The organism is Pseudomonas sp. J380, from assembly GCF_009827115.1.
Taxonomy (GTDB): Bacteria; Pseudomonadota; Gammaproteobacteria; order Pseudomonadales; family Pseudomonadaceae; genus Aquipseudomonas; species Aquipseudomonas paracarnis.
In genome coordinates this window covers 595,903-619,959 of record NZ_CP043060.1, presented here as the reverse complement: position 1 = coordinate 619,959, position 24,057 = coordinate 595,903, and the positions used below count along the sequence as shown (strand labels likewise).

The window sequence follows — 24,057 nt, the reverse complement described above, 5'->3', positions numbered from 1 at the left end:
CGGATCGCAGGCCATTCAGGCAGACAGGCGTTGGGCCTGCATCTGCTGCCACAGGCTGTCGAAGTAGGCTTTGTTGATTTCGAAGTGGCGCTTGAGTGCGCGCATGAACGTGCGCTGAAAGCCCTCCTCGCTGGCAAACTTGGCAATCAGTGCCCACATTTCCTCGGTGTCGATTTCATCCTGGGTGCCATGCAAGCGGTGGAATTCGCTGGGCTGCTCTGGAACGTCGAGGCGCTGCAACAGCTCGTAGATGCGCCGATGGTTGACGCAACTGACAGACTCCACCGCATACAGCAGCGCAAGGCCCCAGGCGACATCCGTGTGGCGCACACAGCGAATACGATTATTCAGGTAGGCCTTTTCCAGCGGATGCAGCGCGGGAAAGTCGATGGCCAGCGGAATATCGAAATACTCCATCAGATGGGCGAGCATCGCCGGGTGCGAACGCTCCGGTGTCTCAGCCCCTGCTTCGCCGTACAGGTTGCGGTAAAACACCGAGGCGTCCTCGATGGCTTCGAAGCGAAAAGCCAGTTCGGCCAGCAGGCTGTAGAAGTTGTAGGAACGGGTCCAGTGATGCTCCAGGAAGAAGCGCACATCCTGCACCGGCGGCGTACCTTGGAACAGGTGTACCGACATCGGGTGGTTGACCCGGCTGCGTGCGGCGATTTCAGCGTCGACCTGTTGACGGAACTCCTCCACCGGCAACGCGGTGAAGCCCGGCACGTCGGCGGCGAACTCATCTTCGACGCGGTAGACCTCGCTGGCCATCCAGCGCCGGGTCGGCTCGGTGCGCGGGTCACCTGGAATATGCAGTTGCAGCAGGGCTGACTGGTAGTGCGCGTAGGCGCCAGCGTCTCCCGCCAGGCCTTGCCGAGTCAGTGCGAGCAGCGCTTCCAGCGCGCGGGTGACCTGGGTGTAGTTGGCGCCGGGTTCCAAGGCATTCGTCATCAGCCGCGAGGCGGTGGTGAACAGATCGGAATCCGAGCGTTGTTGCAGGGCAGCAGTATCCATTGATAACCCCTGAATCTTGTTTTTGTGGTTGGACATACTCGGAAAAAAGCCTAAAGGTTCCCGTAGTGGCAAGGTCAACACCTGTAGGAAAATTCTTTCAAGGCTTGGCGATGGTAGGTGATGGCGTCAGGGCGGAACCCCAATTAGCCGTTACCGCAGGAATGGATATGTACACGATCCAACTGTATCGGCTGTCAGGCCGTCTTCGCAGGCAAGCCAGCTCCCACAGTTAGATCGCGGTGCGTCAGTTAGATCAGCGTCGGCTGTCAGTCCGTCACGGGAGCAAGCTCACTCGCCACAGGTCCAGCGTCGCACCAAAGTTGTGTAGTTACCTATGGTCGTCGCCGGCGAGCCAGCGCCCACAGTTGGATCGGGGTGCCAGGTAGATAGGGTCGGTCATCAGACCAACGCCCTGCGCTCAAGCACAAAGCGCGGCAACTGATCCCCAGGCAGTGCCCTGCTGAAATACCAGCCCTGGATAAACAACTCAGGCCCGTTACTCAAAAAGGCCAATTGCTCAGCCGTCTCGACCCCTTCCACTACCACGCCCAGGTCCAGGGCCTCGCAGAAGCGCAACATACCGGTGAGCACCTGGGCGCCTTTAGGGTCGTGCTGGGCAACCACAAAACTGCGGTCGATCTTGATGAAATCCACAGGAAACTGGTGCAGATAGCTCAACGCAGAAAACCCAGTGCCAAAATCATCCAGATAGACCTTGGCCCCCATGGCTTGCAACTTCTGGATGGTCTGGCGGGTGGCCGGGATGTCGCTGACCAGCGCGTCTTCGGTAATTTCCACTGAAACTTGCCCACGGGCCTGGCCAAGAATTTCCACCAGGCGGTCGCCATAGGCGGCATCCTTTAGTGTGGTGCTGGAAATATTGATGGTCATCGGCAGTTCAAAACCCACCTTCTGCCATTTCTGATACTGGCGCACGGCCTGGGATGCCACCCACACATCCACGTCCGGCATCAGCCTGGCGTGCGCCAGCCATTGCAGGAACTCCCACGGCGAATGCACCGTGCCCTGGCTGTCCCGGGCGCGCATCAGCGCCTCGCACCCGGTGCATAAACCGGTACGGGTGGAGACCTGGGGTTGAAACTCAAGATAGAACTCGTAATCGCTGATCTGCTGGATGCGGTTCAACTCAGCGGCCTGGCGGGCCAATGTCTGGTGGGTGGCCAGCACCGGGTCGAACTCTAGCAGACGGCCTTTTTCCTCAAGGCCGCGAAAGGTCATGTCCAAAGATTTGAGATACACCGTGCCGCCATCGCTGGACTGGCGATGAATCGCTCTCACGTAGGGCGCATACACCAGCGTCCCGGCCCCCAGCAGAACGATCTGCAACACCACCGCCGCCACGTCGCCGTGGGTGCTGAGGTATGCATTGAGCAGCACCGGGGCGGTAAACGGCACGCTGGCCACCGCCGGCGACACCCAGCCCAGTTGTACCACCATCAAAGCCACCATCGCGTTGAACGCCGGTACCAGTAGAAACGGTATAAACAGGCGCGGGTTGAGGATGATCGGCAAACCGAACAACAGCACCTCGCTCACATTGAATAACGACAACGGCAAACTCGCTACCGCCAGCAAGCGCATGGACTGGCTTTTGGAAAACAGCAGGATCGCCAGCAGCAGGCATAAGGTTGCCCCCGAACCACCGATAAACGCAAAACTGCCCAGCAAGCCGTTATTGAGCAAGTACAGCACCGGCTCCCCCGCCGCCAACGCTGCGCCATTGAGCGCCACTGCCTGGTCCAGGGCATCGAATAGCGGCTGCATGGCATACACGCCGTGAATGCCGAAGAACCACAGCAGCGAATTCATCAGTGTCACAAACAACCCGCTGCCGTAAGGCGTCTGCAACGCATCAAGCACCTGCGGCCCCTGGATTTGCGCCACATGGGGGATCAACAGCAGCAACGACAACACGGTCACCAACGACAAGGCCGTGAGTGCGCCGGGTATCACCATGTTGATGGTGCCCTTGAGGTTATGGCCGACCAGGTCTTGGTTGACCAGGCGTGTCCAGCGAAAGCGGTGCAGCCAGGCAATGGCAGGCACATTGATCAAGGGCGAAGCAATGGCAATAAACAGCAGGAACGTGGCCGAAGCACGCGGGTAATCACGCAGCACGAAGGTGGCGACCACCACATGGGCCAGGCACAGGAAGGCAACCGGCAGCTGTGGCAGACGGTGTTGAATCGCCAACATATAACCGATGGAGGCCGCGACCAGCAGTGGGATCACCGAACTGATCTGTTTATGCAACCCCGCCAGGAAACTCACCACTTGGGGATCGAACCCCAGCGCCAGGGCGCATTCGGACAGAATCAGGAAGCCGGCGGACACCAACAGGCACGGCAGAATCCACAGCAGCCCCTCACGAATCGCACGCAACGACTCCGTGCTGGCCAGGACCGCCAGGCGCTGGGTCAGGAAAAGTTTGAACAGGGTGTGCGCCATGGGCCGTCCTCTGCCTGTCACCGACTGCCGCTGAAGATCAGCGGCCGGAAACACCGCTAACGCTACACGCCCTGATAGCCGAAGCGAAAGCCTTTATCCCCGCCCCAGCCCGGCTTTTTACCAGTGAATGCCTGGCTGCTAGACTAAATCCCTACAGATTTATCGAACTTTCTGACTTGAATCATCCCCTAAGGCTGTCTGAGTCGGTATCATCCGCACGGTTTGTGCGTGTTAAACGATGTTACAACCTGTCTGATAATGGGTACGCACTCAGGGAATCTTGCCTGGAACGACAACAGGCCAAAGGAGAGAACCTCACTATGCAAGACAAGCGCTCAAGTAACATGCGTCCTCTATTCGTCACCATTGTGCTGTGGTTGTGCAGCGTGGTGTTGCTGTTTGTGATCAAGAACGTCATTGAATTGTTTACCGGGCCTGTGGCTGAAACCTGGGTAGACCTGACGCTGGTGCTGATCGCCTATCTGATGTTTTTCTTGCTGGCGCCGTTGCAGAACTGGATGCGACGCAGGTCGCGCAAGCGTGCCCGCCATCACCTCAACGCACGCACGTCCGATAGCAGCTCTCATCCTTCTCGTTAAGGTGTCTATCTGTGTCGACGCCTAACGATACTTATCAGCTTGCACTGGACAGATTTCTGCGCGAACAACCGCAGGTCGCTGCCGAGCTGGACAGTCTTAACCCGCTGGTAGCCCAGGCCAGGGGCGAAACCCTGGCGCAGTATCGCGCTGAACGCCTGCATGAGGCTTTCGAGGCACACGCTGAACAGCAACAGCTGTTCGCCTGGGAATTGACCCTCAAGCTGACGGCCGATTCCACCGAAGTCTTCGAGGCCCAGCGCCGTGAAGTGCATAAAGAAGTCGCACAGATGGCGGGCATGGACTGGCTGGAGTACTGCCAGTTGCACGGATTGGCCGTTTGACCTCTACCCTACAAGCGCCAGCGTGGCCGGTTGCGCCCCATGACTTGGCGCAACTCGGCGACCGTTATGCTTCGGTGCTGCGGGTCCACCGCGAGCGCAGCCTGTAACGCCGCCCAGCAATGCCTGGGCAACTGCGCAGGCCGGGACAGTCGGTCCATTGCGCAACGTTCGCCAACACGCTTGCCATGGGCCAGTTCGTATAGGATGCAGGCCACGCCGTACAAGTCGGCGGCCGCGGTCAACGCCCCGCCGGCCAACAGTTCCGGGGCTGCGTAGGCAGGTGTCCAGGCATTGAAACGACTGCGGCTGACACTCGGCAAACCCACCCCAGCCTGCCCGGCGGCATGGCCTAGCCCGAAGTCGAACAAGCGCACGCCCTCCTCGCCCACCATGACATTGGCTGGTTTGACGTCACCGTGCAGCACGTTTTGCTGGTGGGTGTAGACCAAGGCATCCAGCAACTGCACGGCGATGGGTTGCAGTTCGCGCCAGGGCAACCCATAAGGGCATTCCAGCAGCAGACGGTCCAGGGTCAGCCCCTGCAACAACTCCATGGTGAAGAACGCGACCTGGCTGTGTGTGTCGACTTCGAACGAGAACGTCCGTACCACGCGGTCGTGCCGAAGGCTGCGGGTCAACGCAAACTCGTTGTACAACAACACATGCGCATCGGGACATTGGGAAATGGATTCGTCCACCAGCTTGAGCGCCACGTTCGAACAGCGCTCGCCTAATTGCTCGTGCAGCAGGTCGCGCGCACGGTACACAACGCCCATACCCCCTCTGCCCAAGACATGCTCAAGGTGATAACGCCCAACCAGCAGACGCAAGGCTTGTGGCGACGCGCTCAAGGCTGCACGACAACCGCGGTCAGGTCATCATGTACCGGCCTGCGCAACGCCCCTGCAAATAGCCGTTCCACTGCCTGCTGGGGCGTTTGCATACTCAACGCTCGTCCCAGGTCCACATGGCTGAGGGCCTGATACAAACCATCACTGCATAATAAAAATACATCCCCTGGGCGGGTACTGAGTTCCAATGCCTCAAGGTGCAACCGCGAACCCGCGCCCACGGCTCGGGTCAAGGCCCTGGCATCGGGGTAGGCCTGGGCTTGCGCGGCGCTGAGGTGACGCTCGTCCATGAGCCGCTGCAGCAACGAGTGGTCCTTCGACAATTGGTAGAGACTCTGCCCGCGCCATAGATAGCAGCGACTGTCTCCCGCCCAGAGACAAGCCGCCCGGCCTTTCTCCAGCAGCAGTGCAACTACGGTACTGCCCATCGTCGCGTCAGCAGGTGCGCCAGGTTCTGTCCATGCACGCCTCAACCCTTGGTTGACGCCCTGCAAACAACTGCGAACGGCCTGGATACGCTGATCGAGGTTGCCCTGAGCCGACACGGCTGCCAACTGCCTGATTACCCATCGGCTGGCGACATCCCCGTTGCGATACCCGCCCATGCCGTCCGCAACCGCCCAGCAGCTGCGGCGCGGGTCGTCCAGGAATGCATCCTCGTTGCGCAGCCGCGCCTGCCCCTGCTGTGTACGACCAGCGCTGCGCCAGGGGGCTGCCATCTTCACAGTTGCTCCGGCAAGCGAAAGGTGCGCCACGTATCCACATCAAACGGGACAGGCGTGCGTTGGCTGGTCAGCAGGTAATTGACGCGCAGGCCGGCGAGGTCTGCCTTGAAAACCTGAGCATTTTGCCCACTGGCGGGTTCTCTCTGCAGCTGGTCCAGAAACCGGAACAGTGACCAAGCCCCTGTGTTCTTCTCGATTCCCAAGGGTCGCTGCTCGGTGCCTTTCTCCAGGACGAGACTGCTGCGCCCATTGTCTGCATCGGTGGGCCAACGGAACGCCACGGGCACGATGGGACCGTGGCGATATTCCAATTGCTGGTCACCCACGCGCAGAATCGCACGACTGATCGATGGGTCCAGGCTGTAGGGCGCCACGGTAAACCGCACAGATAACTCCTCCGTGTCCTCGGTAAAAAAACCGCGGCGTATGGCCTGGGTTTTTGTCAATTGCTCCAACAGCGAACGCGAAACCGGCAAGCTCTGGCCATCCAGCCCACGCAATCGGTAGCGAGTGCCGTCGACACTGATGAAAGGCCGCAGGTAGTTCTCATAAAAGCGCACCATCACCCCTCGTGGCTTGAAGAACTCCTGAAAATCATGAAGGGCTACGTCATTGCTCGCGTTGGCATGGAACGGGTAACGTCGTCCAATTGCCTTGGCGTAAGGGCTACGCACATCGCTCTGATAGCGTTGGTTGACGTGCACATAGGCCTGCTCCAGCAAATGCCGCCAACTCTCGTCGGCCAGGCCCTCAAGCCAGCCGGCAACGGGTAGCGGCAGACGCGCAGCGGCATCACGCAGGCTACCCAGCACATCCTGCTGCCCCTCCATACGCTGCCGGGCACGCAGGAAGGCTGCCTGCTCGGGTGCGCTGTCACGGTTCAATGCCGTCAGTTGCAAGTGCAGTTCATCCAACTGACGCAAAGCCTGGGTCAGCTCTGCTCCGGGGTTGTTCTGCTCATCCAGCAATTGATGCAAAGGCTCGAATTTTTGTTGCAGCGCCCGCCGCGCAGCATCAGTCCCAGCCACCAGCGCCGCCTTGGCCACGTCTGCGGGATGTTGCACTGCTTTATCGAGCAGCTCATGACCTGGCAGCAAACGCGTGTTTTCACGCAACTGTTGCAACAACCGAATCAAAGGGGACTGGGCCGAAGTCAGGCTCATGAGCTGCTCGGCGTCCTGGCGTAGGCTGTCGGTCTCTTGCAGCGTGATACGGCCGAGAACATCGCTCCAGGCATCGGCATATTCACTGAAATAGCGCTGCTGCAATTGCGCCATCAGCCGACTCAAATCTTGATGGCCCAGATCGGTACCCTCACCGAGCACCCAGTTATCCCGGGCAATGGTGTCAACCAACCGTGGACCCTGCGTCTCAAAGTACTGCAGATACCTTTTGGTATAGAAACCCGGTACGGAGGGGGCGATACCAGCGAATACATTGCCCTCGGCCAGGCGCAAGGGTTCCAGATCGCGGGCTTGTTCGCGCAGTACCCGATACACCACGTCGGCCAATGACTCGCCCCTCAGTGCTTCGCGAGCCTGAGCCACCCGTTCCTCGTTGAGCGGCCCGACAAACGGACGCTCAAGCAGCCGCGCAAAGTGATCATTCAGGCGCTTTTGTGTCGACATGTCCCCGGCAAAACGCTCCGACCAGAGGCTCGCCATATGTTGTGCCAGCCAAGCAGTCTCACGGCGCTCGCGCAAGTTGAGCATCAAATACGCGCGCAGATTGTCCAATAGCCGGTCCCGATCTCCCAGGCTGGCATATACCTGCTCGTCCAGTTGGGCGGTTATCCAACGCAGCAATTGCTGGTGCAGTGCCTGCTCATAGGCGTGTTCGACACTGGGCCGACTCAGCTCGCCCTGATACAGCCCAACGTGCTCGACCAGGCGCACATCTGCCGACCTGGGAAAAACCCGGGTCGCCGCCAGCCGCGCATCCAACAGCGCCAACAGCGCCGTGCTGTCATCGCTGGCTTGCGAGCCAAGCGGCGGGAGAGCTACCAGTGCCGCCAACTGCGCCAGTCGTTGATGGTTGACGGCATAACTGTGCCACCACAGCCCGCCGACACCGCCAATAACCAAGGCTACGGCCATCGCTTGCAACCCCTGGCGCCAACGGATTCGCTGTCGTTCCTCGGCCTGCAAGCCAGCGAGGTCGGCTTCGGCAAAGATTGCCTGGCTGAACAGGCCCTGCACAAATCGCGGGTGCCGGCCATCGGCGCAGGTCAGGAAAATCCCTCGCAGACCATTGATGGGTTGGTAGCGATGAGAGGAAAACGCCATTTCAGCGAACAGATTCACGCGTTCACCTATTCGTGCCACCTGCTGGGGGAATCCCAGCATCAGCCCCCGGCGCTCGACATTGCGCTCCTGGTGCAATCGCCCGATCAGCTCACTATTCAAGCGCTGTAACAATCGCTCGACGGCCCGGCGAACCTGCGTAGTGTCAGTATCCTCGACATGGGCGTCCAAGTGCTGCCCAAGCAAGCTGTCAGCACTCTCTGCGTGGGGCAGGTCGAAGAACTCAGCGAATCCCGACAACCGATCGGCCTGGGTCAAAACCAGGTAGATCGGCACATCCACATGCAACGTCTGCTGAATCTCCTGCAAACGTGAGTGCACACGGCGTGCGTGATGATCCAGGTCGTACTCGTTGATGCTCAACAACGTGTCGACCGACAGCGTCACCACTACACCATTCAGCGGACGCACTCGGCGCCGCCATCTGAGCAGATTGAGCAGGGTTGCCCAACCTGCGGCATCCACTGAGCTGTCAGGCTGGGTAAGGTAGCGCCCCGGCGTGTCGACGAGTATGCCTGCGGCGGCAAAGTACCATTCACAATGAGTGCTACTGCCCATTGGTCGCCCTTGGGCAGGGTCGAGCGCCAACGGCAAGCCGGCGGCAGCCAGTAACTGCGTTTTGCCACTGCCCGGCTCGCCGATCAACAGGTACCACGGCAGATCATGGCGCCACCGTGCGTTATGCACGCCATAATGGCTGGATGTTTTCAGCAGATGCACAGCGTTTTTGAATCGAACGCTTACCTGACGGCGCTCATCCTCGACCCACTTCAACGGCTGCTCACGCGGGGGCCTTTGGCGCCTGGTAGCACTACCAGTATCCGTAAGCGCTATCACCAGCCCCCACAGTAAAAACACGATGCTGATGGTAAGCAGGCGAGCAGTCGTCCCCTGCCAGATACGATAGTCATCCACTGCCAACAGCGGCCCTAAAAACCACACGAGTGCCGCACAGGAAAGCGCCAGCAGAAGGCTCCAAACCCAAACCCTGCCCAGCACGGCGCCCATCCTCTTGAAGAATGCGCTCATTCATTGCTCCAGCGTTTACAAGGGCGTACGAATCAGGTCCGACGCCGAGAATTGAAGGGGTTGCAGTGCATTCGATCGTTCCTTGCTCAGTACCCAGGCAAATCCTGTATACAGAGCCAACAAACAGCTCAGGGTGAATGCCACACACCAGGTGACGGGAATGACACGGATCCGCTTGTGCGGGTCCTTCCCCTGTATGGCAGGCAGTAGCGGCGCCTTCAGCGGTTCCCCACGTACATGCCTGATCTGGCGATACAAGGCATCACGAACAGCCTCAAGTTGTGACGCGCCCCGCTCCATGACCCGGTATTTGCCCTCGAACCCCAAAGATAGACACAGGTACAAAAGCTCCAGCATCGCCAGGTGCTTGAGGGGGTCGCGCGACAGCCGCTCCAGCAGTTGGAAAACTTTTTCGCCCCCGAAGGTTTCGTTATGAAAGCGGCTCAACAGGCTCTTTTTCGACCACTCGCTCTGCGCCCCCCACGGAGTTATCAAGACCGCCTCGTCAATCACACTGCACAACACATAACGCGCCGATATTATCTGGCTGCTTTCCACGCCGCCCTGCAAAGCGTGGGTTTCAAATTGATTGACAGCCAACGACAACCGCTCGTTGAGCGTGTCCCAACTTTCACGGCCAGAGCAGCGCCTGAGCCCTACAACCTCGGACAATACCGCCCAGGCTGCGTCGACTATAGGGTTGAGCCCAACCTGGAAGCTTTGCGTATCGAGCCTGAGGCCGGCGTAGATCATCCGATCTTCCAACTGCTCATAACGCGGCGGCGACGGGAAGTCCGTTAATGGTCCTTGGGCAGGCCCATGACTTTCCCGGTCAAGCAAGACGGTTTTTTCATCTTGAGTGCATTCACTTTCCATGGCGTTCAATTCCTGATGGCCCAGAAGTCAAGTTCAAGCCCGGTGAACTCACCTCCTACGTGGAAAGCGAAACCACCTGACTGCTCCAGTTGTGCGATATCACGAGCGCTCATATCGAGCATGAAGTAGGTCTTGCCGGCGTGAAATGGAATCTGTCGCGGCGCCACTGGCAACGACGTGACCTTGATACCGGCCAAGTGCAGGTTGACCAATTCACGTATGCGCTCAACCGGCGCGACTTTCAGGTGTGCCGGCAGACGCTGGCGCAGTTCCTGCGCCTCACACTGCGCAGTGGCCGCCAAAATGAAGGTGGCCGTACCAAGCAATTTCAACTCGCTGACTGGGCATACCAGGACGCCATATTGGCGCGGCTGCAAAGCCAACTTGATCGCCTGTTGCTCCAACACCACAGACAGCACCAAGCGCACCTGCTCCATCAGCCCACGAAAACTGGCGCCCTGATCACCGTGTTGGTAATGAACGTTCAACTGCGCACGCTTACTGTCACTGGCGAACGTTGATAACTCACCGAGCAGGGACACCAGCGCACGGAACACTGCTTCGGGCCGCACCCGAGCCTGGCTCAGGCAGTGGCGCAGCTCCAGCTCGGTACGATTGATTACTTGCAGCATCAGGAAGTCAGCGATTTGTGTGCCTGCGGTCGTGCTCTCGCCACGAATACGTGCAGCGATGGCATCGCCCCTGCTGACAAGCAGGCCGATCACCTCCTTGAGACACGACGCCACGTACCCATGCTCCTGCACGAAAATGAACGTAGGGATGAACGTTGTATCCAGGTTCACTCCCCCCTCGTCGGTGGCGTCCAGTACCTGGGCGATCTTGAGTTTGACGAAGTGCTCGTCATGCGGGTGTTCGCCCAACAGAAGACGTAAGTCGGGACGTGCGCAGTTGATCCGGCAACGCGTATCCACACCCGCATTGGCATCTCCCACTTCCACTTCGCAGCTGACGTAGCGTGCCAGCACATCACTCTGTCCTGGCTGGCGAACTTCAAGGTGACTGCCACTGGCCAACGGGAGCGCCAGGAAAACGCCTTGTCTGCCCGTGTCGGTGGGTACCTGCAACACCAGAGGTTCCATGCCGGGGCTCAACTCAAACAGGCTACCGTCCGGCAAAACGCCGCTGGCCTGGTTGACCACCAGCTTGCCCAGCTTGAGGTACTGCAAATTGAGTTCCAGCGTGAGCAAGCCCCAGGTATCACTGCCCAACAAGCGCGTCTGGGTGAGTTGTTGATGATAATAACGGTCGTTGTGCTGCAAGTGCTGTGGCCGCAACAGCATGCCTTCTTGCCAGATAACTTTCTGAGCCTGCATGTCACTGCGCCTCCAGGCCGGCGAGTGAGCCAGCAACGCGTATACCGGTCTGATCCAATACCAGATCAGCACGGTTACGTTGTTGCACGGTCAGCGGGATCAGTAGCCGCCACTGGACATTGGGCAGGTCTCGATAAGCCGCCAGCACCCCCACGAAACGACTGTCAGGTCCGATACGAAGCTTGAGCCCCAGGCGGTCCCCAGGGCGCAATTCAAGTTCGTCGCTGTTTACCCAGTCCTTGGACAGCGTCTGCTGCGCATTGCCATACAGACCGAAGAAGTCGGCATGTTCAAAAGCGACGCCCTGGCGCAGTTCAATCAACTGCACCACAACTGGCGAGGGGCGGCCATGCAGATCCGGGTTGACGAGTTCACTGGCGGTCAGCGCCATGTCTAGCTTGGTCAGCTTAGAAAAAGGCGAGGCGGCGCTGCAACCTGTCAATAGCCCGAACATGAGCAACAGCAAAGCAAGGGTGACTCGGTACATGAGCATTATCCTGGAAAATCAATATGCAGGCTGGAGATCAGGCGCACCTGCTCCTCATAGGCCTTGGCGAAGTCGCCCCCCAAAGGACGATCATTCAATCGCTCTTGCGCCACCAGACGCTGGTAATGACGCTGGTACGCACGCCAATGCCCACCATCCGAGAAAAACCCGACCGACTTGCCCGAGGACTCGAAGCATCCCAACAGATAGCTGGGCTCAAAGGCCGCACGGGCGTTGCGCAAGGTGCTTCGACAGGCGGCCAACAGTGCGACCTGATGCGCTTGCAGTTCCCGGTGAGCCTGGGTGATAGCCCGTACAGCGGGCATCTGGCCTAACGCACTTATATCCAACATCGCAGCTACCGCAGCATCGATGTCGCTACACGCTTTCAAGGGATTAAGGCCCACACCATGGCTGCCGAACGGCGCTGTATCCAACTCGTTATTCAATTCGTCACGGGTGCGCAAACTTTGTTGCAACCCTTCGATCGTCAGGCGAAATAAGCGCGCCACCTTGATCGCCAGTGCTTGCCGACCCGGTTGATCGAGCGTATTCAGGTCCAGGCCCAAGGCTGCTGCAAATTGTGGCCAGAACTCGTCATCAGTCGGCACAGTCATCGCTGCCTGTACCGTAGCAACCTCTACCGCGGGTTCTTCCCGACGTGGGAAGACCACGTGCTCCCGGTCAGCCCCGTAGCGATCCGTCCACACTTGCTGCTCATCGGCGGACTCGTTCAATGCCTCCAGATCCTGCGAAAAGGCATGCATACGGCAATCAAGGTCCAACTGATGCGAAGGGCCCAGCGAGAGGAAGGCGTCTTCAGGGATCGTTACTGCCGAGGCGGCCTGCAAGCCGCCAGCAGGTTGCGGTGGCTCCAGCAAGCGCGCACGTATCGCCAACGCTCCCAGCTCGAACACTTCGCCATCACTGATCAATCGCGCGTGCCCCTTGCGCAGGCGCTCATGACTCCCTGCCACCCTGATTCCGTTGCGGCTGATATCCGTGAGGAAATAGCGGCCCTCGCGGTAGGCGACCAGTCCATGGTGGCTGGAGAGCACGCGGCTGGCGTCAGGTATTACCCAATCACATTCCGAGCCGCGGCCGATCACGCCACCACTCACGTCAAACACTTTGCGGTCCAGGGGCACGTTCTTTTCGCTCTCGGGCGCGCAGATCTCAAACACAAGCTGCATCTTCATGACCCTCCATTCAGCGGCCACGAGTGATCGCCTGTGGGTCACCCACAGGATGGTACTCAGCGTCATCGAATACATAGTTGGCGTTACAGCCACCCAGCAAAAACAGTACAAGCACGACGATGTGCCATGGACGATCAGGCATCGGCTTTCTCCCATAGTGAAAATAAGGTGCGTCATTCAGCGTTCTTCCCTGGCATCGCCAAAGGTAATGTTCAAGCGGGCAAGACGGTAGAGCAGCGTACGCCGGGCAACCCCTAGCTCCCGTGCCGTACGGGTGCGATTACCGCGATTCTTGTGCAGGCAATCGAGCAAAAACGTGCGCTCCACTCGCTCCATGCGCTGGCGCAGGGTCGCTTCATCGGTAGCGGCTGGCGTCAGTGTCATTGGCAGCGCCAGATGCTCCGGTCGGATCACGCTGTCGTCACACAACAGCACGGCGCGCTCCACCAGGCATTTGAGCTCGCGTATGTTGCCGGGGAAGCTGTGGCTGGAAAGTTGATCAAGGGCGGTATTCGACCAATCGACAGGTGACCTTTCCAGCGCTTCGCAAACCTTGTCCGTGAAATAGCGCGCCAGTTGCTGTACATCGCCGTCTCGCTCGCGCAGGGCCGGTAGAGTGATGGGAAACTGAGCAAGCCGATAATAGAGATCCTCGCGAAAGCGCCCCTCGGCAACCATCGCCGCGAGGTCGCGATGGGTGGCAGCAATGATGCGGACATCAACCTTATGGGCTGCACTGGCGCCCAGTGGGCGAACCTCGCCCTCCTGCAATACCCGCAGCAACTTGGCTTGCAGTGACAGCGGCATATCGCCGATCTCATCCAGCAGCAACGTACCGCCATGCGCAGCGTCGAACAGCCCCGCGTGATTGCGCTCGGCGCCAGTGAACGCGCCTTTTCGGTAGCCGAACAGTTCGCTTTCAAGCAACCCTTCCGGGAACGCTGCGCAGTTCTGCACGACAAAGGCCTTGGCCTTGCGCGGCCCGGCGGCATGGATGGCGCGGGCCACCACTTCCTTGCCAGTGCCGGTCTCACCGTGCAGCAGCACGGTATAAGACGTGTGCAGCACTTTACTGATCAGCCGGCACGCCTGCTCCATTGCCGCACTGGTGCCAATCAAGCCATATGTTCCAGCCAACGGTTTGTCGCATCTGCGCTTTGTGCCAACGATGGGCTGGATATCGCGCAGTGCGAGTAACTGATTCAAGGCGAAGCTGCCCAAATGCCCCAAGGATGAGGCGTAGACTCGCAACTGGACCGACTGCTGGCGGGCGAAGACCAGCACACCGGTCATACGTTTGCATCGGCTGAGCAGCGGCACGATCAATAGCGCACGCCAGGGTATCGCCATTGCCGGGAGGAAGCGGGTGTCATACCCACTGTCTTGCACATCCTCCAGACTCAGGACGGAGCCCTGGTTCAAGGTTGCGTGCAGCAGCCCTTGGTGGGACTGATCGGGACACGCAGGCGCAACGGAGAGCGATGGTATCTGGGCCATATGTTGAGCGGTCAGTTCAAGCCGGCCGGTCACTTCGTCCAGCAGATACAATTGGCTGAGCTCACACTGGCTCAGCCGTGCCGCCCCGGTAACGCATCCTTCAAGTAACGAATGTTCATCGCGCTCGAACCCCAAGCGTGTGAAACAGGCAGACAGCGCGTCGACATAAACCAGCGGGTCGGCCTCTTTACCAAGCAGGTTATCGGTCATGGGCTGCACTCGTCGAAACACGCCAGGGCCAGCACTGTGTCGGTCTTGCCGACAGCGCGCCGATCAGTTGTTGCAGGTCCGCATTAGTCATGGTCATTAATCCCTGATGAATTGTGGGTCAGCGTGACCACGCCATCGGCCTGTTCATGCGCCAGCCAAGTGGTCCAGCCCAGGCGGCAAACTGTGTTCTCACCAATATGCAAGGCCTTGATCTGGCCCTGCGCCAACATCAGGCTCAGGTCGTAGTCCAAGGGGTCCCGCAGGGTCAGGCGCACCAGCGAACGCAGTGGTTGGTAGGCACTTCCGGTGGGCAGAAAATCGTGGAAACGCTCCCAGCACAGCGCCCGGACATGCACCCTGAACTTGCCACTGCGGTCAGCGATGCGGTGCCCCAGAACCAGGTCATCGCCAAGAGCACTATTGGCCCGCCCCAGATGATTGCGCTGCGTCTGGCAGACCTCGACCGTACGTGCAACCCATTGCTCTAGAAACAACGCCTCGTGCATGAAGTAGTAACGCAGGACCGACTCGATCAACGCCGCCGAATGCACCCGTAAACTCAGCAAGCCAAGGTAAGGCAGCAAGCGCTTGCAATCGACTTGGCAAACGCCCCGTATCGCAGCTGCGCCCAGCCCTATCAAGGCAAACATCTGCTCGGAAAACCTATCGTTGGCACCTGCCCGGAAACACGCCCGATAGCGGTACTTGCGCCAGATCGGCAGCATCAGCCGGTGCAGCCGATGGTGGAACAGGTCGAGGAAATCCCGAGTCGGGTTGCCACCCGAGCGCTCGGCGAATGCCTGCTCACCATAAAACGCGGGCAGTGGTGACCCCGCACCGAATAACCCCAACACATTCAGACGCAGGCGTGCGCGCAATTGGCCCTGTTCCATAAAGAACTCCACCCGGTCAATATCGTGCGCGGCAAACCCGAGACCAGGGTTGGCCTGGAACTCCAACTGGTCGTACAGCGCGTCGTCATCTAAAAGCGGATGGGCCTCGCGCAAATGCTCGATAACCTGCAGAACCGCCTGAAACAACGTGAACTCACGGATAACGCGACAAAGTTGAGTCAGAGCTGGGGTTGCTGTCCCATCTGGGATGGCCATAGATACACGTCTCCTTGTGTGCTGATGACCCGCAACTCGTGATACGAATTGAGGCTGGCATAAAGCGCAAAAAACTCATTTAGAACGCAAGCGAATACAAACAGGTCGCCCTGGCCAACAAAGCCCTGGGAATCGACCGTCAGATCGATCCGCACGCCTCGGATGGGCAGCCCGCGGTGCAGGCGATCCACTGGCTCTTGGCGGATGGAGAGCAAGGCGCCCAGTCTTTTCTGGCTGACCTTCAGGGCCTGGCGATCGTAATAACGCGACAAATCGTAGGACTCCAGAATCACTTTCAAGGCATTGATATCGGTCAACGACAAATAGTTGAGCGACATGTTGCTGATGAGCTTCCACAGATAGTCTTGGTCCAGTGGTGGTGCGAAGCTCGCCGTTGGCGCGGTGATGTTGCGGAACGTCAACGACTCCGGCGTCTGCTCACCGGGCAGATTGATATCACCCGCACGCAGTTGGCGCGGCAGGTTGCAATTAGTACAGGTCAGTTCGACCGACAAGGTTTCATGGCCCCGTTCGCGGCGGTTGCCAAACCCCATCCAGGTATCGAGCCCGGCATGTTGAACCGACGAGCGTTGGCGAATGCTGTAGCTGGGCGGTGCCGCCAGGGGCTCAGTGTCGCAGTCATGCTCAAACGACTCGAACGGCACGTAGGTTTGATAGCCCAAGCCACCGGGGCGCCACCCAGTGACCTGATCCACGGAAAAGACGCTGGCATTACCCGGCGTATATTCCCCGGGCACCAAGAGGTACTCATCCTGCTTTCCATCCAGGCGAATAGGAATCGCATCCTGCTTGAACAGGTTGACGATGGGCGTGCAATACAACTTTATGTTGTCCAGGGTGGGACGCTGAGGTTCACGGCCGTGAGTGCGATGTTCAAAGCGCATTACCATGCCATGCGCCTGCCGGAGCAGCTCGTGAGACAGCGTGTGCAGCACACTCAGACCTTCAACGTCGACAAACAGGTACTTCTCGGGAAAAGCAAAGTACTCCTGCAGGTGTCGATAACCCCCCAGGGCATTCTGCGGATAAGGAATCAACGCCTGCTCCTTGGAGAATCCCACCGGCCGAACCTGGTCAGCAGCGAGCCGTAGCATCACGGGCATGCCATCGCTGGCGATGATCGGCATACCGTCGTGATCCAGTAACAGCAGGCAGATCCCATCGAGATGACGCAACAGGTTCAGATACAGGCCCTGACTGACATAGGGGTCTCCGGCCAGGTGCAAGCGCAGTGAATCAAATGCCAACTCGCTGAAGTTACCTGCGACACTCATGCTCAGGTGCAAATCCAGACAGGCCCCTTCGCCCTGGCTCCGGTATTCCAGGCCACTGAGTTGCAGGGGCATGACATCGGTGGCGTAACATGTACGGAACCGGCAACGCTCGCCGTGGATGGTGGCGCTTTCCACGGCGGTGTCCCGACCCACTCGAACACCGGGACCAGCGCGTTTCAACGGATCGAATTGCAGGATGCTGAAGGCCGGTATCGGCCGCATGTAATGAGGCCAGAGCAAGTGCATCAACGAATGCGTCAACTCCGGCAGTTCGTCATCCAGCTTCTGGCGCAGGCGCGCGGTCAAAAAGGCAAAACCCTCCAGCAAGCGTTCGACATCCGGGTCCTGGCCAGCCTCGGCGAGAAACGGCGCCAGGGCGGGATTGCGCTCTGAAAAACGCCTGCCCAGTTGGCGCAGGGCACTGAGTTCGCTTTGAAAATATCGGTCAAGCGTCATCGGTAAAAACCTCAACCCGCCCGGCATCCGTGAGGCGGGCGTGGAACACCACGGGCTGCAGGATGCCGTCAATGGCCCGCTCAGCCTCGATGGCAAACGCCAACTCCAGGGATTCACGCGCCCCCGGCAACAGCCTGACACGTGCATTCGTCAACCGCGGTTCATAGGCCTGGATAAAGCGCTCGATATGTAGACGCGACTGGCTCAAGGACTCATGCAAGCTAAGCCGCATGTCATTGAGGTCCGGCAGCCCATAATCAGGCAATGTCTTGACACTGCCCGCGCGAGTGCTGAGCATTTTCCCCAGATGGGCAGCAATGGACGCCGCCCCGCCCTCCGGGGGCGACGCACCGCATTCGAGGCGTTCGAAAAGGCTGCCGTGCTCTGGCATGCCGTAGCCTCTGCTCATTCTTTATCCAGCTTACCGACCAGGGACAAAGTGAAATCTGCCCCCATGTACTTGAAATGCGGGCGCACAGTCAGGTTGACCCGGTACCAGCCAGGTTCGCCATCGACATCACTGACGACAATGCGTGCAGCTCGCAACGGGCGCCGCCCACGTACCTCGGCACTAGGATTTTCCTGGTCCGCCACGTACTGGCGAATCCACTTGTTGAGTTCCAGCTCCAGGTCTGTGCGCTCTTTCCATGCGCCCAACTGCTCGCGCTGCAGCACTTTGAGGTAGTGCGCCAAGCGGTTGACTACCATCATGTAAGGCAATTGGGTGCCCAGCCGGTAATTCAGCTCTGCGGCCCTGCCCTCCTCACTGATACCAAAGGATTTTGGCTTCTGCACGGAGCTGGCGGAAAAGAACGCCGCGTTATCGCTGCCTTTGCGCATGGTCAAGGCGATGAAACCTTCTTGTGCCAACTCGTATTCGCGTCGGTCCGATACCAGCACCTCGGTAGGGATTTTGGTTTCGATCTCGCCCATGCTCTGGAAGTGATGCAGCGGGAGGTCCTCGACCGCTCCGCCGCTTTGCGGGCCGATAATGTTCGGGCACCAGCGAAATCGCGCAAAGCTGTCGGTCAGGCGGGTGGCAAAGGCATACGCGGTATTGCCCCACAAGTAATGCTCGTGGCTATTAACCACATTCTCCTGGTAGGCAAAGGTCTTGACTGGATACTCAAGGGGGTCATACGGGGTACGCAACAGAAAGCGCGGTACGGTAAGGCCGATATAACGGGCGTCTTCGCTCTGCCGGAAACTTTGCCACTTGGCAAATTGCGGACCTTCGAAATGATCTCGCAGATCCTTCAGGTCCGGCAGCCCGGTGAAACTTTCCAAACCGAAGAACCCGGGCCCGGCAGCGGCGATAAAAGGCGCGTGGGCCATGCTGGCGACGCTGGATGCGTACTGCATCAGCTTCACGTCGGGTGCGTTGGGCGAGAGAAAGTAGTTGGCAATGATTGCGCCCACCGGCTGTCCGCCGAACTGGCCGTATTCAGCGCTGTAGACATGTTTGTAAAGCCCGGACTGGGTGATCTCCGATGAGTCTTCGAAGTCGTCCAGGAGGTCCTGGCGCGAGACATTCAAGAGCTCGATCTTGATGTTTTCGCGAAAATTGGTGCGCTCGACCAGCAACTGCAAGCCTCGCCATGAAGCCTCCAGTGCCTGGAAGTCCGGATGGTGCAGGATTTCATCCATTTGCTGGCTGAGCTTGGTATCGATCTCGGCAATCATGCGGTCGACCAGGTGTTTCTTTACCGGCTCATCACAGTTATGTGGCTTCACCAGCTCTGCAATGAACGCCGACACGCCGCGCTTGGCGATGCCGTAAGCCTCGTCGTCGGCACTGAGCAAGGTCTGGGCAATGATGTTATCGAGGATGCTGCAGGTTTCGGTGGTTTGTACGAGTTTCGAGCTGTGTTCAATCGTGTTCATGGTGTCAGTGTCCCTTTACTGAAACGGCAATGCTTGAGGGCTGTCCAGCCCCAGTTCGGCCAGGACTCGAGCGCGGGAGTCGTCATTGGCCAATGCCTGCTCGATAGCCTTGCGAAAGTTCGGCGTGTTCCCCAGAGGCCCCTTGAGCGCCACCAGGGCTTCACGCAATGCCATCAGCTTTTGCAACGCCGGGATCTGCTCGACCAGGTTTGCGGGGTTGAAGTCCCTCATGACGTTGATCTGCACCTGGATCGGCAACTCCTCCACATCAGCGGTATCCTGCAGGCGATTGGGTACGCTCAGCGTCAGGCTCAAGGCTTGCTTGGCCAACACCTCGTCAAAGGTGTGCTTGTCGATACCGATGGGGTTGCGATCCTCGAGTTTGCGATGGTCCGCACGCTGGGAAAAATCTCCCAGCACCAGCAGCTTCAACGGCAGCTCGACTTCTTCCTGGGCCCCACCGACAGCGGGTTTGAAAGTAATATTGATACGTTCCTTGGGGGCTACCGAACCGTCTTTGGCCATGGTGCTTTTCCTTTTTGATGAGGCGCTATTCAAGTACTGCTTCAAGATCGAAATGGCACAACCTGCGATGCAGTGCGTCTTTGCAGTCGCATATGGGCTGGGTTTGTGGCAACAGCTCATAGCAGCGGTACAGAAGCTTGCCGACTTGCAAGGTCAGCGCCGGCTCCCAACTTTCCAGACCTGTGCGCTGTAATTGAAGGTCGAGTTCTTCCAGCTGAAGCCTGGCCAGCTCATGCTTGCCAGCCGCCACGCACAACCTGGCCAGCGCCAGGCGCCAATGAAAGCGCGCTCGATCACCGCACGCCGCCTGCAGCCCTTGCTTGAGTACGGCCACTGCTGCCTTGAGGCCGTCCTTTCGCAGGCAAGGCATCACCGCTTGCAATGTGGTCTCCCACGGCTGCGTGTGACTGTCGGCGACAACATGGGAGGGCTCGGGCTTGTGCACGTGACGCATCACATGCAGCGCGATCCACTCACCTGTCGCAGGGTCGGCAAAGGGGGTGCCGTCGTTGAACCGATATTCAGGCAGGTGCGGCAGGCGCTGCAGCAGCAGAGCCAAATGCATCTCCAGTTCAGTCATGGCCAGGTTTGCATGCAAGGCGTCCAGGCACTCCCAGACCATGCGCAAACCATCCAACCAGAACAACGCACCCGCCAGGCTTACCTCAAGCTCAGGCAACAGATCGGCGTGATGGCCTTGGCTGAGACGCTCTTGATAGCGCTTGCGCTTGTCCGCGACCAACGGGCGCAACGCCGTTACTCGCTCACTGTTGGCGTCGGGATAATTGACGAGCATCAACCACGCCAAGGTTCGACCCAGGCGCAAGGCACGCAGGTCGGTTGCGTCCTGGCGCAACCACCAGGCACATAACGGGCGGGCCTGCTCCTGTAAAGTGCGCAGCAGTCTGTGCGCGTCTTTTTCGTTGTTGATCGGTTGCCCGGGACTCAGCAACTGGGTCGTCTGCTTGACCTGGGCAATGACGTTCGCGACACCGCCAGGTTCGGATACACCCTGCGCCAAGCGCTCCGACAATTGCCGGCGAATCGGCAGCAGCAAAGGTGCATCGCTTCCAAGTTGTTCGCCCCATAGCTGGTCGAGACATGCCAGGTGTTCCAACAGGGCCTGGAATAAAGGCCGTTGATCGCTGAGCGACGGGTTGAGTGCAAACGCTTGCTCAAGGCGCGACACCAGCCAGCCAAACGCCGCAGCACGGGTTCGTAGCTTGCCAGGGTAAACCTGCTCCCAATGGAGTTCACACAGGTCACGCAGCAAACCGAGACCGGCCAGCAATCCGGCAAATGAATCACGTTGATACAGGGCCCAGACCAACCAGACGGCGACGCGTAGATCCTTGGAGTGATCACGCAGCAAATGCTCGCTGATTTCGCTGACCCTCTGCCAATCCGGCTGGCCCGCAACATGGATAGACTGGGCTTTGCCAAGCTCGGCCTCCAGCGCTTCAAACTCGCTCGAAAAACGCACGTCACTACCAACAAAACTGCTTGAGCAACATGCTGTCCGTGCAAGCTTGCGGTAATGAACATAAAGTTCTTCTGAATAAGCCATTTTGAGTTGCACACATCCGTCCGAGGTAAATAGGAGGACTTAACGCCATTGTCGAAACGCCCTTGAACTTCCATTCAAAACTCATCGAAGTGAGTGAACCTTAGCCACGACAAAAACAATCAGCAAGTAACGGAACGGAACTTAAGAAACGTCCTACACACCCAACAAATAAAGGAATGCGCAACTATTTGCGCACCTCTTCATCGAAAAATCCACGCTTTATCTCCGACAGCCGCGCATTTACAACTTATAGGGCATGAGCAACTAAGTGCGCGCAGGCGTGAAACTAATAGCGCTGAAATCCACCTACCGCTCGACAATAAGCTCTGAACAAACGAACACAGAGCCGCCTTGGTCTTTATTTCATTGGCTTTCATACTTTCAGGCACGCTTCTTGTTATAGGCCTCTGCCCCTTCAGCGCTTTTGCTGTTCGGCAATACCTACTCAATCAGGCAAGGAAACCCGTCATGCCAACACCCGCGTATCTCTCCATCACCGGTGTCAAACAAGGTTTGATTACGGCAGGCACATTTACTCAGGACTCGGTAGGCAGCATTTATCAGGAAGGTCATGAGGACCAGATACTGGTACAAGCATTTGCCCACCAGGTGATCATTCCTCGCGACCCGCAATCCGGCCAGCCAACCGGTCAGCGCGTGCACAAACCGCTGATGATCAGCAAGGTTTTCGATAAATCCTCACCTTTGCTGTTCAGCGCCCTGACTACCGGCGAAGAAGTGTCCTGCCGGTTGGAATGGCTGCGCAACTCTTCCTCCGGGACTCTGGAGCACTATTTCACCATTGAACTGGAAGGCGCGACCATCGTGGACATCCAATCGCGCATGCCCAACTGCCAGGACCCCGACAACGCCCACTTCACCCATCTGGAGGACGTGCACTTCAGCTATCGCAAGATCATCTGGACTCACGAGGTCGCCGGGACGTCCGGTTCGGACGACTGGCGCAGTCCAGTGGCCGGCGGCTAAGCAGGGCGATAGGGCCCCGCTAACGAGGTGCCGAGTAATGGGGCAAGAGCGTTTTGCTTGATTTGCCGCTTTTGCAAAGTGAGCCGCCGCCATTGCGGAACCCTAGGTGGCCGTTACCTGAATAACGGATATGTACGCGGTCTGATCTGACATCTGGTCGGCTATCAGGCCGCCTTCGCGAGCAAGCCCGCAGTTTTGTTATCCTGGCGCTCCCGCCCACACGGACGAGCGCGTATGCACATCGACCCGGCCTTCATCCTTCACCAGACCGAGCACTGGCAGCTCAACCACCACCTAGCGTCGAAGCTGCCGGGCTACCTGATGCTTGGCGCCAAGGTACCGGTTGACTCCCTCGCTGACATGCCAGAAGCCGCACTGGCCGAAATGGGCGGTTTGCTCGCCAACATCCAACGAGTGATGCAAGCCCAGCTCCAGCCGAAGTGGCTATATATCAGCCGCTACGGACATATGCCGGGTTTCCCGCTGCACTTTCACTTCATTCCTGTCTATGACTGGGTGGAGCGAGCGTTCTGGCAGGACGAACGCTACCGCTCGCTGTACGCTTTCGGTACGCCGCCCCTCGAACCCATGACCGATGGCGCTGAACTGACCCTGTTTGTATGGCGCGAGTTTGGCGAGAGCCTCACCCCGCCGCAGGTTCACGGGCCAGGGGTGGCGCAGGTGATCGAGCAATTGCGCGCTGCATTCAAGCGGGACTCATAACGCGCAGCCGCTTCACCATCGGCACACACGCCAGCACCAACCCGGACGGAGAGCGATACACCGCCTGCTCATCGCCTACATACCCGCACGCGCTATAAAAACTTACCGCGTTCAAGGTCGCATCCAGCACAACCTGTTCAATCGCTTGCTGGCGTGCCACGCCTTCCAGATGAGCAAGCATTGCCTTGCCAAGGCCTTGCCCCATGTAAGCGGGCAATACAAACAAGGCCCCTATTTCACCGTCGGCAAGATCGAGCATACCGGTGGCGACAGGCTCGTCATTCAGCCAGCCCATGTAGAACTGTTTTTCCATCAACACGCTGTAGCCATCGCTGGCGTGACCTCGGGTCCAGAGCGCCATTTGCTCAGCGCTGTAGGCGCCAATGCATTGGCCGCGAATGGCCTCGCGTCGAATCTCGAACGCACGCTCGGCGTCATCCGGCGTGGCACGTTTTATCTCCAGCATCGCAAGCTCCTTCCATGACCTCAAACTGCCACTAGCCCATTTGTGCTAATCGACCCCACCCCACGGCGGCGCTATATTCCGCGGCACTTCCAACGTTCTCACCCACACCGCGCA

General features: G+C 58.8%; 22 protein-coding genes. 4 read left to right on the top strand and 18 right to left on the bottom strand.

Annotated features, from left to right (window positions below):
• Positions 1–15 precede the first annotated feature (15 nt).
• Entirely contained in the window at positions 16–1,011 is a 996-nt protein-coding gene (locus FXO12_RS02955; protein ID WP_034126091.1) for an HOASN domain-containing protein, read from the bottom strand.
• A gap of 399 nt (positions 1,012–1,410) precedes the next feature.
• Complete coding sequence (locus FXO12_RS02950; RefSeq protein ID WP_057974849.1) at positions 1,411–3,480, bottom strand: EAL domain-containing protein; 2,070 nt, start codon at positions 3,478–3,480, stop codon at positions 1,411–1,413.
• Between the two features lie 344 nt (positions 3,481–3,824).
• Between FXO12_RS02950 and FXO12_RS02945 the strand changes: the two genes are divergently transcribed.
• On the top strand, positions 3,825–4,079 hold the full coding sequence (locus FXO12_RS02945; protein ID WP_230032401.1) for a hypothetical protein: 255 nt from the start codon (positions 3,825–3,827) through the stop codon (positions 4,077–4,079).
• A gap of 11 nt (positions 4,080–4,090) precedes the next feature.
• Positions 4,091–4,420: a DUF6388 family protein gene (locus FXO12_RS02940; RefSeq protein WP_054898536.1), complete on the top strand. Its 330-nt coding sequence runs from the start codon at positions 4,091–4,093 to the stop codon at positions 4,418–4,420.
• Between the two features lie 8 nt (positions 4,421–4,428).
• On the opposite strand, the gene FXO12_RS02935 is transcribed toward FXO12_RS02940, so the two are convergent.
• From FXO12_RS02935 to tssA, 15 genes are all read right to left on the bottom strand, one after another.
• On the bottom strand, positions 4,429–5,196 hold the full coding sequence (locus FXO12_RS02935) for a serine/threonine-protein kinase (RefSeq protein WP_034126095.1): 768 nt from the start codon (positions 5,194–5,196) through the stop codon (positions 4,429–4,431).
• Positions 5,197–5,267: 71 nt separating this feature from the next.
• Complete coding sequence (locus FXO12_RS02930; protein WP_057974850.1) at positions 5,268–5,990, bottom strand: PP2C family serine/threonine-protein phosphatase; 723 nt, start codon at positions 5,988–5,990, stop codon at positions 5,268–5,270.
• Between the two features lie 2 nt (positions 5,991–5,992).
• The gene (gene tssM / locus FXO12_RS02925; protein WP_057974851.1) at positions 5,993–9,328 is read right to left on the bottom strand and encodes a type VI secretion system membrane subunit TssM; all 3,336 of its coding nucleotides are present in this window, start codon (positions 9,326–9,328) and stop codon (positions 5,993–5,995) included.
• A gap of 15 nt (positions 9,329–9,343) precedes the next feature.
• The gene (icmH, locus tag FXO12_RS02920; protein ID WP_054898533.1) at positions 9,344–10,204 is read right to left on the bottom strand and encodes a type IVB secretion system protein IcmH/DotU; all 861 of its coding nucleotides are present in this window, start codon (positions 10,202–10,204) and stop codon (positions 9,344–9,346) included.
• Between the two features lie 5 nt (positions 10,205–10,209).
• On the bottom strand, positions 10,210–11,538 hold the full coding sequence (gene tssK / locus FXO12_RS02915; protein ID WP_054898532.1) for a type VI secretion system baseplate subunit TssK: 1,329 nt from the start codon (positions 11,536–11,538) through the stop codon (positions 10,210–10,212).
• A gap of 1 nt (position 11,539) precedes the next feature.
• A complete protein-coding gene (tssJ, locus tag FXO12_RS02910; RefSeq protein WP_034126100.1) occupies positions 11,540–12,025 on the bottom strand; it encodes a type VI secretion system lipoprotein TssJ in 486 nt (161 codons plus the stop codon).
• 5 nt (positions 12,026–12,030) lie between these two features.
• Positions 12,031–13,224, bottom strand: coding sequence for a type VI secretion system-associated FHA domain protein TagH (gene tagH, locus FXO12_RS02905; protein ID WP_057974854.1), 1,194 nt, complete (start codon positions 13,222–13,224; stop codon positions 12,031–12,033).
• Positions 13,225–13,234: 10 nt separating this feature from the next.
• Positions 13,235–13,366, bottom strand: a complete 132-nt coding sequence (locus FXO12_RS02900; RefSeq protein WP_034126102.1) for a hypothetical protein — start codon at positions 13,364–13,366, stop codon at positions 13,235–13,237.
• Between the two features lie 35 nt (positions 13,367–13,401).
• Positions 13,402–14,931 carry a sigma 54-interacting transcriptional regulator gene (locus tag FXO12_RS02895; RefSeq protein ID WP_057974855.1) on the bottom strand — a complete coding sequence of 510 codons (1,530 nt, stop codon included), beginning with the start codon at positions 14,929–14,931 and terminating at the stop codon, positions 13,402–13,404.
• 83 nt (positions 14,932–15,014) lie between these two features.
• Positions 15,015–16,040 (bottom strand): type VI secretion system baseplate subunit TssG, encoded by a 1,026-nt coding sequence (gene tssG / locus FXO12_RS02890; protein ID WP_054898529.1) that lies wholly within the window; start codon positions 16,038–16,040, stop codon positions 15,015–15,017.
• Positions 16,004–17,791, bottom strand: coding sequence for a type VI secretion system baseplate subunit TssF (gene tssF, locus FXO12_RS02885; protein ID WP_057974856.1), 1,788 nt, complete (start codon positions 17,789–17,791; stop codon positions 16,004–16,006). The genes tssG and tssF overlap by 37 nt, the downstream gene beginning before the upstream one ends.
• Positions 17,781–18,182 (bottom strand): type VI secretion system baseplate subunit TssE, encoded by a 402-nt coding sequence (gene tssE / locus FXO12_RS02880; RefSeq protein WP_054898539.1) that lies wholly within the window; start codon positions 18,180–18,182, stop codon positions 17,781–17,783. Before tssE ends, tssF begins: the two co-directional genes overlap by 11 nt.
• Before the next feature lie 14 nt (positions 18,183–18,196).
• Entirely contained in the window at positions 18,197–19,675 is a 1,479-nt protein-coding gene (tssC, locus tag FXO12_RS02875) for a type VI secretion system contractile sheath large subunit (RefSeq protein ID WP_054898527.1), read from the bottom strand.
• A gap of 15 nt (positions 19,676–19,690) precedes the next feature.
• Positions 19,691–20,200 (bottom strand): type VI secretion system contractile sheath small subunit, encoded by a 510-nt coding sequence (gene tssB / locus FXO12_RS02870; protein ID WP_057974857.1) that lies wholly within the window; start codon positions 20,198–20,200, stop codon positions 19,691–19,693.
• 25 nt (positions 20,201–20,225) lie between these two features.
• Positions 20,226–21,767, bottom strand: coding sequence for a type VI secretion system protein TssA (tssA, locus tag FXO12_RS02865; RefSeq protein ID WP_057974858.1), 1,542 nt, complete (start codon positions 21,765–21,767; stop codon positions 20,226–20,228).
• A gap of 468 nt (positions 21,768–22,235) precedes the next feature.
• Here tssA and FXO12_RS02860 point away from each other — a divergent pair, with 468 nt between their 5' ends.
• Both FXO12_RS02860 and FXO12_RS02855 read left to right on the top strand, forming a co-directional pair.
• Positions 22,236–22,754 (top strand): Hcp family type VI secretion system effector, encoded by a 519-nt coding sequence (locus FXO12_RS02860; RefSeq protein ID WP_034126109.1) that lies wholly within the window; start codon positions 22,236–22,238, stop codon positions 22,752–22,754.
• A 234-nt stretch (positions 22,755–22,988) separates the two neighbouring features.
• Entirely contained in the window at positions 22,989–23,477 is a 489-nt protein-coding gene (locus FXO12_RS02855; protein ID WP_054898524.1) for an HIT family protein, read from the top strand.
• Here the strand turns inward: FXO12_RS02855 and FXO12_RS02850 are convergent.
• A complete protein-coding gene (locus tag FXO12_RS02850) occupies positions 23,461–23,943 on the bottom strand; it encodes a GNAT family N-acetyltransferase (RefSeq protein ID WP_054917124.1) in 483 nt (160 codons plus the stop codon). The genes FXO12_RS02855 and FXO12_RS02850 overlap by 17 nt on opposite strands.
• Positions 23,944–24,057: the final 114 nt, after the last annotated feature.

Coding starts and splice junctions, on each gene's coding strand:
- FXO12_RS02955 (WP_034126091.1), bottom strand. CDS start 1,011: ATGGATACTGCTGCCCTGCAACAACGCTCGGATTCCGATCTGTTCACC.
- FXO12_RS02950 (WP_057974849.1), bottom strand. CDS start 3,480: ATGGCGCACACCCTGTTCAAACTTTTCCTGACCCAGCGCCTGGCGGTC.
- FXO12_RS02945 (WP_230032401.1), top strand. CDS start 3,825: ATGCGTCCTCTATTCGTCACCATTGTGCTGTGGTTGTGCAGCGTGGTG.
- FXO12_RS02935 (WP_034126095.1), bottom strand. CDS start 5,196: ATGGGCGTTGTGTACCGTGCGCGCGACCTGCTGCACGAGCAATTAGGC.
- FXO12_RS02930 (WP_057974850.1), bottom strand. CDS start 5,990: ATGGCAGCCCCCTGGCGCAGCGCTGGTCGTACACAGCAGGGGCAGGCG.
- tssM (WP_057974851.1), bottom strand. CDS start 9,328: ATGAGCGCATTCTTCAAGAGGATGGGCGCCGTGCTGGGCAGGGTTTGG.
- icmH (WP_054898533.1), bottom strand. CDS start 10,204: ATGGAAAGTGAATGCACTCAAGATGAAAAAACCGTCTTGCTTGACCGG.
- tssK (WP_054898532.1), bottom strand. CDS start 11,538: ATGCAGGCTCAGAAAGTTATCTGGCAAGAAGGCATGCTGTTGCGGCCA.
- tssJ (WP_034126100.1), bottom strand. CDS start 12,025: ATGTACCGAGTCACCCTTGCTTTGCTGTTGCTCATGTTCGGGCTATTG.
- tagH (WP_057974854.1), bottom strand. CDS start 13,224: ATGAAGATGCAGCTTGTGTTTGAGATCTGCGCGCCCGAGAGCGAAAAG.
- FXO12_RS02900 (WP_034126102.1), bottom strand. CDS start 13,366: ATGCCTGATCGTCCATGGCACATCGTCGTGCTTGTACTGTTTTTGCTG.
- FXO12_RS02895 (WP_057974855.1), bottom strand. CDS start 14,931: ATGACCGATAACCTGCTTGGTAAAGAGGCCGACCCGCTGGTTTATGTC.
- tssG (WP_054898529.1), bottom strand. CDS start 16,040: ATGGCCATCCCAGATGGGACAGCAACCCCAGCTCTGACTCAACTTTGT.
- tssF (WP_057974856.1), bottom strand. CDS start 17,791: ATGACGCTTGACCGATATTTTCAAAGCGAACTCAGTGCCCTGCGCCAA.
- tssE (WP_054898539.1), bottom strand. CDS start 18,182: ATGCCAGAGCACGGCAGCCTTTTCGAACGCCTCGAATGCGGTGCGTCG.
- tssC (WP_054898527.1), bottom strand. CDS start 19,675: ATGAACACGATTGAACACAGCTCGAAACTCGTACAAACCACCGAAACC.
- tssB (WP_057974857.1), bottom strand. CDS start 20,200: ATGGCCAAAGACGGTTCGGTAGCCCCCAAGGAACGTATCAATATTACT.
- tssA (WP_057974858.1), bottom strand. CDS start 21,767: ATGGCTTATTCAGAAGAACTTTATGTTCATTACCGCAAGCTTGCACGG.
- FXO12_RS02860 (WP_034126109.1), top strand. CDS start 22,236: ATGCCAACACCCGCGTATCTCTCCATCACCGGTGTCAAACAAGGTTTG.
- FXO12_RS02855 (WP_054898524.1), top strand. CDS start 22,989: ATGCACATCGACCCGGCCTTCATCCTTCACCAGACCGAGCACTGGCAG.
- FXO12_RS02850 (WP_054917124.1), bottom strand. CDS start 23,943: ATGCTGGAGATAAAACGTGCCACGCCGGATGACGCCGAGCGTGCGTTC.